The organism is Dokdonella sp., from assembly GCF_039926425.1.
GTDB lineage: Bacteria > Pseudomonadota > Gammaproteobacteria > Xanthomonadales > Rhodanobacteraceae > Dokdonella_A.
Genome location: NZ_JBDSWZ010000205.1, coordinates 1 through 10268 on the forward strand (window position 1 = coordinate 1; position 10268 = coordinate 10268).

Genomic DNA, 10268 nt, shown 5'->3' on the forward strand with positions numbered 1-10268 from the left:
GACCTCTCTGTCCGCTCCGGCGAGCTGCTGGCGCTGCTCGGGCCGAACGGCGCGGGCAAGACGACCGCCATTGCGATCTGCCTCGGCCTGGTTGAGCCCGACTGCGGAGAGGTGCGCCTGTTCGGCGAATCGCCGCATGACCTGGTGGCGCGTCGGCAGGTCGGCGTGATGCTGCAGAACGCCGGAATTCCGGACACGCTCAAGCCACGCGAACTGATGCAGCAGACGCGCAGCTATTATCCCGCGCCGCTGGCGACGGACGCGTGCGTTCGACTGGCCGGAATCGGGGACCTGATGGATCGCCGATACGGAAAGCTGTCGGGAGGCCAGCAGCGCCGCGTGCAGTTCGCGCTCGCAATCTGCGGACGTCCGGCACTGCTGTTTCTCGATGAGCCGACCGTCGGCCTTGACATCGAAGCGCGCGAATCGCTGTGGAAGACCATCCGTGGGCTGGTCGCGGAGGGTTGCGCCGTTGTGCTGACAACCCATTACCTCGAAGAAGCCGAGTCGCTCGCCGATCGCGTCGCAGTGCTCGCGCATGGGCGCATCGCTGCATCTGGAAGCGTGCGGCAGATCCGCGCACGGATTGCGCAGCGGCGAATCCGCTGCGTCAGTGCCCTGCCCACCGATGCGATTGGCGCATGGCCGCAAGTGCGCAGCGTCTGCCGCGATGGCGAGCGCATCGAGATCGTCACCGATGCGGCTGAAGTCGTCGTGCGCCAGTTGCTGTTCGAAGATGCCTGCCTGAGCGAACTGGAAATCCAGCGCGCGGGCCTCGCCGACGCGTTTGTCGAAATCACCCGGGAGGCCGCATGAGCACGCTTGCCATTTCACCGTCGCGGGTTTCACTGGCGCACATCTACGCGCTCGAAATCCGCAACGAGTTCGTGCGGATGCTGCGTGCACCGTCGTTCGTGATGCCAACGCTGATTTTTCCGTCGATGTTCTACCTCTTGTTCGCCGTGCTCTTCGCCAATCGCAATGGTGACTTGCACGCCGGAATCCATCTGCTGGCGACGTATGGCGTGTTCGGCGTGATGAGCCCGGGACTGTTCGGCTTCGGCGTCAGTGTGGCGATGGATCGCGAACGCGGCTGGCTGGTTTACAAGCGTGCACTGCCAATGCCTGCAGGCGCGTACCTCGTCGCCAAACTTGCAATGGCGATGGTGTTCGCGGCGATCATCTTTGCAATGCTCGGCGTGCTGGCGACGACGCTCGGCGGTGTGCGCCTTCCTGCCGACGCGTGGTTGACCCTGCTGGCGGTCGATGTGTCCGGCGTGCTGCCGTTCTGCGCAATCGGACTTTTCATCGGCAGCCTCGTCAGCGGCAGCGGTGCACCAGCCGTTGCAAACCTCATCTATTTGCCGATGTCGTTCCTGTCCGGTTTGTGGATGCCGCTTGCGGTGTTGCCGCCATTCATCGCGAAGATCGCGCCATTGTGGCCCGCGTATCACCTCGGTCGACTCGCGCTCGGCGCAGTCGGCGAAAATCAGGGTGAGGCGGCGATGCCGCATGTCGCGGCTCTCGCGGCAGTCACGATCGTGTTTTTTGCCCTCGCACGCCGCCGACTTTCGCGCGGCTGACCCAACGGAGTGAACGACGATGCGTATCCTTTACCTGCGCCTGTGGATCTGCGCGACGGTTGGCGTCCTTGCATTGACGCTCGAAGCATTGCGCGCGACCCTGTGATGGAGCCGAATGCAGCGCCTTATGCGGACTTTGGTGGCCGAGGAAATCCGATGACCTGGTTTGGCACCACGATGAACCGCCTCCGCGTTCGGTTGTTGCCTTCACAGCTTGCCGATCATGGCTGGGGCCCCGTGTGGAGCCTGTTGTATCTCGGCTTCCTGTTCATGAACTGGAGCCAGTACCGCCTCGACTTCTGGTTGCCGGCGACGCTCGCCAGCGTCGCCGTTTTCCTGCCGATGTACTTTTACGCGCACGGACATTGCGGTTGGCGCAGGCTCGCGACCATCGCGGCGATTGCCGCGCTGGGTTTCGCGCTCGCGCCCTTCAATACGAGTTCCAATACCTACCTGATCTATGCCGGCGCGCTCCTCGGCAGCAGCGGGCTCGGCTTGCGCACGTCGATGTCGCTCGTGTTTGCCGGCCTCATCGCCTATGCGGGCGAACTGTGGCTGTTGAGCTGGCCGACGCAATTCGTCGTGCTGTCCGTCGCCATCACGGCGATCGTTGCCACCGCGATCGGGGCGGCAAACCATTTCCACCGCGAGAAGAGCCTGCGCCAGGCGGAACTCAAGCTCAGCCACGACGAGGTGCGGCGACTCGGCGCGCTGGCCGAGCGTGAGCGCATTGGCCGCGATCTGCACGACCTGCTCGGCCATACGCTGTCGTTGATCACGCTGAAGTCGGAACTTGCAGTCAAATTGTTCGACCGCGATCCGCTTGCCGCACGGCGCGAGATCGTCGATGTCGAGCGCGTTGCACGCGATGCCCTCGGCCAGGTGCGCCGCGCGGTCAGCGGCATCCGCACCGCCGGGCTCGGTGCGGAGTTGGCCTCCGCACGCTTGTTGCTGGAATCGAGCGACATCCGGCTCGATTACGCGTTAGCGGAGGCCGGGCTTCCGGTCGAGATCGAGACGGTATTCGCATTGACCGTGCGCGAAGCGGTCACCAACATCCAGCGGCATGCGCAAGCAACGCAGGCCCGTGTCGAGATCGTGCTCGATGGCGACGAGGCGCGATTGCTGGTGTCGGACAACGGCATCGGTTCGACCATCGTCCCGGGCAATGGATTGTCGGGGATGCGCGAGCGCCTGCATCTTCTCGGGGGACACCTTGAGATCGAGTCCGCACGCGGCCGCGGCACGCGGCTCATCGCGGGAATGCCGCTGCCACCTGTGACTGCCATCGCCGCGCCGCTCCACGTGCCGGCATGATGCGCGCGTGACTTGCGCTAGAGTCCGTCGCGTGTGCGCCGCGTTCCGGCGCCGTCTTCGGGATGGTCCTCCATTGTGATCCGTGTCCTTCTCGCAGAAGACCAGGCGCTCGTGCGCGGTGCGCTGTCGGCGCTGCTCAAGCTGGAATCCGACATCGACGTGGTCGCGACCGCCGCCGACGGCGAGGAGGCATGGCGCTTGATCCAGCAGTGCAAGCCCGATCTGCTGGTGACGGATATCGAGATGCCCGGGCTGACCGGGCTTGAACTTGCGCAGCGCATCCGGCGCCACGAATTGCCGATCAAGGTGGTCATCGTCACCACGTTTGCGCGCTCCGGATTCCTGCGCCGCGCGCTCGAAGCGGGCGTCGGTGGGTATCTGTTGAAGGATGCGCCCGCCGAACAACTCGCCGAGGCGCTGCGCACCGTGCATCGCGGAGGTCGCGCAATCGATCCCCAACTGGCTGTGGAAGCGTGGTCCGATGCCGATCCGCTCAACGACCGGGAGCGCCAGGTGCTGCGCTTCGCGGGCGAAGGACTGTCGGCCGTCGAGATCGCGGAGCGCCTGACTCTTTCGCAGGGAACGGTACGCAACTATCTTTCGGAAGCAATCGGCAAACTTGGGGTAGGCAACCGCATCGAAGCGTACCGGCTGGCGCGGCAGAAGGGCTGGTTGTAGCGAGCCCGGATTCGGATGTGAAGACTCCGGATTCGTAAAAGCGCATCGGTCCTGCGATGCTCGTCCGATTCCCGATCCCACCTTTCCGCCTTGAACAAATCCGATTTCCATTTCGACCTGCCTCCGGATCTGATTGCGCAGGCGCCGCTGCCGCAGCGATCGGCCAGTCGTCTGCTGGTCGTTGATGGTGATTCCGGCGCGCTCGAGGATCGGACGTTCACCGATCTGGTGGGGCTGTTGCAGCCTGGCGACCTGTTGGTGTTCAACGACACGCGCGTGCTGCCGGCGCGGCTGTTCGGTCACAAGGCAAGCGGGGGCGCTGTCGAAATCCTCATCGAGCGCGTCACGGGAACGCACGAGGCACGCGCGCAACTGGGCGTCAGCAAGAAGCCGAAAGAGGGCGGGCGCATCGTTCTTCAGGACGGCACCGAAGTGAGCGTGCTGGGCCGCGAGGGCGAGTTCTTCCTGCTGCGGTTCGAAACGGCCGAGCCGCTGGAAAAAGTGCTGCTGAGACTTGGGCGGATGCCGCTGCCGCCCTATATCGATCGCGCTGCGGACGCCGCCGACGACGAACGCTATCAGACGGTGTTCGCGCGCACGGCCGGTGCCGTCGCGGCGCCGACGGCGGGGCTTCATTTTGACGAGGAGCTGCTGCAGCGCATCGCGCAACGCGGTGTCGACACCGGCTACGTCACGCTGCATGTCGGTGCCGGAACGTTCCAGCCGATGCGTGCAAAGCGCATCGAAGATCACGCGATGCATCGGGAATGGTTGAACGTGGGCGCGGAACTCGTGCAGAAAATTCGCCGCACGCGTGACAGTGGAGGCCGCGTCATCGCAGTCGGCACGACGGTGGTGCGCGCACTCGAATCGGCGCTCCGTGACGGCGAGTTGCAGCCGTTCGCCGGGGAGACGCAGATTTTCATCTTCCCGGGCTACTCCATCACCAGCGTCGACGCGCTGGTCACCAATTTCCATCTTCCCGAGTCGACGTTGCTGATGCTGGTTTCGGCGTTTTCCGGACGCGACCGCATCTTCGCTGCGTACCGCCATGCCGTGGAAAAGCGCTATCGCTTCTTTTCCTATGGGGACGCAATGCTGTTGTGGCCCGGCGGGCGCGCACGCGGGTAGGGGAGAGGGAATCGTAAAACCACGCGCGTCCTGCGATGCTGTATCCATCCCTCTTTCCCACGCCCCGGCAATGCAATTCACCCTTCAAGCCACCGACGGCGCCGCACGCCGCGGCCGCATCACCTTCGAGCGCGGCACGATCGAGACACCGGCATTCATGCCGGTCGGAACATATGGTTCGGTCAAGGCGATGACGCCGCAGAACCTCGTCGACGTGGGGGCGGAAATCATCCTCGGCAACACGTTCCACCTGTTCCTGCGGCCCGGTCTCGACGTGATTGGCGGGTTTGGCGGGCTGCATCGCTTCATCGGGTGGAACAAACCGATCCTGACCGATTCCGGCGGCTTCCAGGTTTTCAGCCTGGCGCACAAGCGCAAGATTTCCGAAGAAGGAGTGACGTTTGCGTCGCCGGTCGATGGCTCGAAGGTGTTCCTGTCGCCTGAAGAGTCGATGCGCATCCAGCACGTGCTCGATTCCGATATCGCAATGATCTTCGACGAATGCACGCCGTATCCGGCGACCGAGCGGCAGGCGCGCGATTCGATGGAGTTGTCGCTGCGATGGGCCGAACGCTCCCGGAGGGGATTCGACGAGGCGAAGAATCCGAATGCGCTGTTCGGCATCGTCCAGGGCGGCGTGTACCCGGGCTTGCGCAAGCGCTCCGCCGATGGGCTTATCGACATCGGGTTCGACGGCTACGCGATCGGCGGACTCGCGGTCGGCGAACCCGAGGACGAACGGAATTCGACGCTCGAAGCCGTGGAGCCGCTGCTGCCGAGCGACAAGCCGCGTTACCTCATGGGTGTCGGCCGGCCAGAGGACATCGTCGAGGCTGTACGGCGTGGTGTCGACATGTTCGACTGCGTGATGCCGACCCGAAACGCGCGCAATGGGCACCTGTTCACGCGTCACGGCGTGCTGCGCATTCGCAACGCCCAATACGAGCGCGACACCCGACCGCTCGACGAGGCATGCACCTGCTACACCTGCCGCTCGGGTTTCAGCCGCGCGTATCTGCGCCACCTCGACCGGTGCCGCGAGATGCTCGGACCGCAGCTGGCGACGATCCACAACCTGCACTACTACCAGGAGCTGATGACGGGCCTGCGTGCGGCCATCCAGTCGCGCACGCTCGCCGACTTCGTCGCGCTTTTCTACGAGCAGCGTCGACAGAGCCCGCCCGCTACCCGGTAGGCTGGACGCCCGCAGCGTGACCGGCAGGCTCTCGATCCGCGCGCCCACAACGGAACGTCACGGCTTGTTTTCCGCGTGTTCTGCCGTCGATTGCGCAGGGCGATGCGCCTGCCGTCACGTCATGGCATAATCCGCGACCTTTTCGACCGGCCCGTTCTGCGCGCCGGTCGCTGCAACCGCTGGAGAAACCATGGATTTTTTCATCGCTAGTGCGTATGCGCAGGCGGCCGCGCCCGGCGTTCCCGCGCAGAACCCGCTGATCTCGTTCCTGCCGTTGATCGTGCTGTTCGGCGTCTTCTACTTCATGCTGATCCGCCCGCAGATGAAGCGTGCAAAGGAAACTCGCACGATGGTCGCCGCGCTCGCCAAGGGTGACGAGGTGCTGACCAATGGCGGCCTGCTCGGTCGCATCGAGGACATCGCCGACCAGTTGGTGACTCTCGAGATCGCCCCCAACGTGCGCGTGAAGCTGCGCAAGGATGCGATTTCGCAGGTACTGCCCAAGGGCACCCTGAAAGCAGCGTAAGACTCGGTTGAAGCGGTTTCCGGCCTTCATAGGCCGGGATCATGTCGTGGCGTACTGGATTACAAGATGAACGATTTTCCCCGCTGGAAATACGCGCTCGTGGTGGTGGTGTTGCTGCTCGGCGTGCTCTACGGCCTGCCGAACCTGTTCGTGCCGCAGCTGGGCGTGCAGGTGATCGCCAATCGCGGCGCGACCGTCGACCAGGCGCTCAAGGAGCAGGTTCAGGGGTCCCTCGAGAAAGCAAAGGTTGCCTTCCAGGCGATCGATCTCAACGGCGATCATCTGATGGTTCTGCTCCCGGCAGGTGCAAACGAGCTGCAGGCGAAGACAGCGGAAACCTTACGGGACGATCTCGGCGACCAGTACACCGTCGCGCAGAATTTCGTGTCCACGGTGCCGCGCTGGATGCGCGCGATCGGCGCGAAAGAAATGCCCAAGGGCCTGGATCTGCAGGGCGGTGTCCACTTCCTGATGGAGGTCGACGACAAGGGCGTGATGGACAAGCAACTACAGCGCTACACCGATGACATCCGGACGCTGCTGCGTGAGAAGAACATTCGTTACCAGTCGGTTGGGCGCGGTCCGCAGGGCCTGGTCGTGCAGCTGCGCAGCGCAGAGGATCGCGATGCATCCAGGGCCGCCATCGAAACGAAGGTGCCGGACGTCGTGGTCACGAACGGCGCGAACGTCGCCGATTCGTTCACGCTCAATGCGTCGGTGAAGCCGGAAAAAATCAAGGAAATCGCGCAGAACACGATTCGCCAGAACGTTGCGACGCTCAACAACCGCATCAACGCGCTCGGTGTCGCGGAGCCGTTGATCCAGCAGCAGGGCGATTCGCGCATTGCGGTTGAACTTCCTGGCGTGCAGGACACGGCAGAGGCGAAGAAGATTCTTGGTGCAACCGCGACGCTCGAATATCGCGCGGTCGACGAGAACGCCAATCCGTTCGAAGCGGAAAAAAGCGGCAACATTCCGCCGGACGACAAGCTCTACCATCGTCGTGAACGCGGGGCGGACGGGAAGCCGATTCCGATCCTGCTGAAGAAGAAGGTGATCGTCACAGGCGATGAAGTGGTGAACGCGTCGAGCGCGCCCGATCCTCAGAGCGGCACACCCGCGGTATCGGTGTCGCTCAATGCAGTTGGTGGACGCAAGATGCTCGACTTCACATCGGCGAATGTCGGCAAGCCGATGGCGGTCGTCTACATCGAGAATACGCCGGAAGTGAAGATCATCGACGGCAAGGAAGTGCGGACGTCCAAGGTCACTGAAGAGGTGATCAACAGCGCGAACATCCGCGGTGTGTTCTCCAACCAGTTCAGTACGACCGGACTCGAAAGCAACAAGGTCGCAAGCGAACTGGCGTTGCTGCTGCGTTCCGGCACGCTCGCCGCGCGCACCGACATCGTCGAGGAACGCGTCATCGGGCCGAGCCTCGGCCAGGCCAACATCGAGAAAGGTTTCAAGGCCGTCGCGCTCGGTCTCGGCGCAGTGCTCGTATTCATGGCGCTCTATTATTTCGTGTTCGGCCTGATCGCCGACATCGCGTTGTTCTTCAACCTCGTGCTTCTGCTCGCCGTAATGTCGGCGATCGGCGTGACGCTGACGATGCCGGGCATCGCAGGTATCGTGCTCACGCTCGGCATGGCGATCGATGCGAACGTGCTGATCTGCGAGCGCATCCGTGAGGAACTGCGCAACGGCTCGACGCCGCTCGCGTCGATCCGTGCCGGCTACGAGAAGGCATTCGGCACCATCCTCGACGCCAACGTCACCCATCTGCTCGCGGCGCTCGCTCTGATGACGCTCGGCTCCGGTGCGATCCGCGGCTTCGGTGTCACGCTCTTCATCGGCATCCTGACCTCGATGTTCACCTCGGTCACGGTCACCCATGCCATCACCAATCTCGTGCACAGTGGTCGCAAGCTCAAGGGTCTTTCCCTTGGCAGCGGCTACGCGCGCACCGCGTCTCCTTAAGGCCCTGCGATCCCATGGAACTTTTCAATCCGGACAGCAAAATCGACTTCCTCGGTGGCCGCAAGGTCAGCATGGGAATCTCGATCGTTCTGATGCTGATCTCGCTCGGCCTGATCGCCGCGCGCAGTTTCAATTACGCGCTCGACTTCACCGGCGGCGTGCTGGTCGAGGCGACCTACGAGCAACCGGTGGAGATCGACCAGGTGCGCGGCGCGCTGGAGGCGGCCAATTTCCGCAACGCGCAAGTACAGAGTCTCGGCGGCACGCGCGACGTATCGATCCGCATGCAAACGGAAGCGGGTCAGAAGAACGGCGACCAGGTTGCGAGCGATGTTCTGGCTGCCCTCAAGGTGAAGCGCGCGGACGTGACGATGAAGCGTCACGATTTCGTGGGTCCGCAGGTTGGCTCCGAGCTGAAGAGCGACGGTATCGTCGCGGCGATCTTCGTGATGCTCGGCATCATGATCTACATCGGAATCCGCTTCGAGAAGCGCTTCGCGATCGCGGCAATCGCCAGCGAAATCCACGACACCATATTGACGCTCGGGTTCTTCGCGCTGACGCGTCTCGAGTTCGACCTCACGGTGCTTGCGTCGCTCCTCGCGGTCATCGGCTACTCGATCAACGACAAGGTCGTTGTGTTCGACCGCGTGCGTGAACTGTTCCGCACGACGCGCAAGGCTGACCCGTACACGATCCTCAACATGGCGATCAACCAGACGCTGTCACGAACGATCATGACGTCGTTGCTGACCGCGGTGGCGATGGCAGCGCTGTATTTCTTCGGCGGGCCGGCGGTGCACGGGTTCGCGCTGACGATGCTGGTCGGCATCGTGATCGGTACGTTGTCGTCGATCTTCTTCGCCAACCCGATCCTCTACTGGCTCGGCGTTTCGAAGACAGACCTGATGCCGGTCAGCAAGGAAAACCCGGAGCTCGCGCGCCGTCCTTGACGCGCTGTGACCTTCCGTCGTAACGCGCGTCACTGACGCGCGTTACCGACGCGCGTCACTCACCGCGACTGCGCGTTCTTCCCGCGAAGACGGGAATTGCTCCACGCCGCATGCAGCGAGCGCCAAATCACGCGGCGCTTGCCAATCACGCGGCGCCTGCCAATCACGCACCAGCTGCCTCATTCCCGCGAAAGCGGGAATCGCTCGTCATGCCACGCTTCGTGCCTCATGGAGGTCAGTGCCGCGAAGGCGGAGAACCATGCGGATGCATGCGACCCTTCACCCGCTCAATACCGCTCGGGAATCCACAGGCTTTCATCCGAAAGTTTCTCGACCCCTGGTTTGCCCTTGAGCTTCGCCAGTTTCAGTGGTTTGTCCGGCGGCGCCCGTTCGGGAAGTTGCTTGAGCAGGTGCGCGATCACATCGAGCCGCCCGCGCTTCTGGTCGTTGAAGTTCGCCACGTACCACGGCGCCCACTGCGTGTTCGTGACGGCGAGCATCATGTCGCGCGCCTTGCCATAGTCGGCGTACTGCTCGCGCGCCTTGAGATCGACCGGCGAGATCTTGAAGCGCTTCAGCGGATCCGTCGCGCGTTCCTCGAAACGCTCGTCTTGCTGCTGCTGGTCGACCGCGAGCCAGTACTTGAGCAGGATGATGCCTTCGCCTGTGATCATCTTCTCGAAGGCAGGGCAGTCGGTGAGAAACCGCTCGTACTGCTCGTCGGTGCAGAAGCCCATCACGTGCTCGACGCCGGCGCGGTTGTACCAGCTGCGATCGAACAGCACGATTTCCCCGGCTGCCGGAAAATGTTCCACGTAGCGCTGGAAATACCACTGCGTCGATTCGCGGTCGCTGGGTTTGGGCAGCGCGACAATGCGGGTGTAGCGTGCGTTCAGGGGTTCGTT

10 protein-coding genes are annotated in these 10268 nt (G+C 63.3%); 9 read left to right on the top strand and 1 reads right to left on the bottom strand.

Going from position 1 to position 10268, the window contains the following annotated elements; all coding sequences use genetic code 11:
• The 9 genes from ABIV12_RS11990 to secF all read left to right on the top strand — a co-directional run.
• The coding region (locus tag ABIV12_RS11990) for an ABC transporter ATP-binding protein (RefSeq protein ID WP_348059552.1) at positions 1-816 on the top strand (816 nt) is incomplete at its 5' end.
• The gene (locus ABIV12_RS11995) at positions 813-1583 is read left to right on the top strand and encodes an ABC transporter permease (protein WP_348059554.1); all 771 of its coding nucleotides are present in this window, start codon (positions 813-815) and stop codon (positions 1581-1583) included. The genes ABIV12_RS11990 and ABIV12_RS11995, both read left to right, overlap by 4 nt.
• 156 nt (positions 1584-1739) lie before the next feature.
• Positions 1740-2900: a sensor histidine kinase gene (locus ABIV12_RS12000; RefSeq protein WP_348059556.1), complete on the top strand. Its 1161-nt coding sequence runs from the start codon at positions 1740-1742 to the stop codon at positions 2898-2900.
• Positions 2901-2975: 75 nt separating this feature from the next.
• Positions 2976-3578, top strand: a complete 603-nt coding sequence (locus ABIV12_RS12005) for a response regulator transcription factor (RefSeq protein ID WP_348059558.1) — start codon at positions 2976-2978, stop codon at positions 3576-3578.
• A gap of 90 nt (positions 3579-3668) precedes the next feature.
• Entirely contained in the window at positions 3669-4709 is a 1041-nt protein-coding gene (queA, locus tag ABIV12_RS12010; protein WP_348059560.1) for a tRNA preQ1(34) S-adenosylmethionine ribosyltransferase-isomerase QueA, read from the top strand.
• Positions 4710-4779: 70 nt separating this feature from the next.
• Complete coding sequence (tgt, locus tag ABIV12_RS12015) at positions 4780-5904, top strand: tRNA guanosine(34) transglycosylase Tgt (RefSeq protein WP_348059562.1); 1125 nt, start codon at positions 4780-4782, stop codon at positions 5902-5904.
• A gap of 190 nt (positions 5905-6094) precedes the next feature.
• Positions 6095-6430, top strand: coding sequence for a preprotein translocase subunit YajC (yajC, locus tag ABIV12_RS12020; protein WP_348059564.1), 336 nt, complete (start codon positions 6095-6097; stop codon positions 6428-6430).
• A 66-nt stretch (positions 6431-6496) separates the two neighbouring features.
• Positions 6497-8410 (top strand): protein translocase subunit SecD, encoded by a 1914-nt coding sequence (gene secD, locus ABIV12_RS12025; RefSeq protein WP_348059566.1) that lies wholly within the window; start codon positions 6497-6499, stop codon positions 8408-8410.
• A 14-nt stretch (positions 8411-8424) separates the two neighbouring features.
• On the top strand, positions 8425-9363 hold the full coding sequence (gene secF / locus ABIV12_RS12030; RefSeq protein WP_348059568.1) for a protein translocase subunit SecF: 939 nt from the start codon (positions 8425-8427) through the stop codon (positions 9361-9363).
• Between the two features lie 287 nt (positions 9364-9650).
• Here secF and ABIV12_RS12035 read toward each other — a convergent pair.
• The coding region (locus ABIV12_RS12035; protein WP_348059570.1) for a polyphosphate kinase 2 at positions 9651-10268 on the bottom strand (618 nt) is incomplete at its 5' end.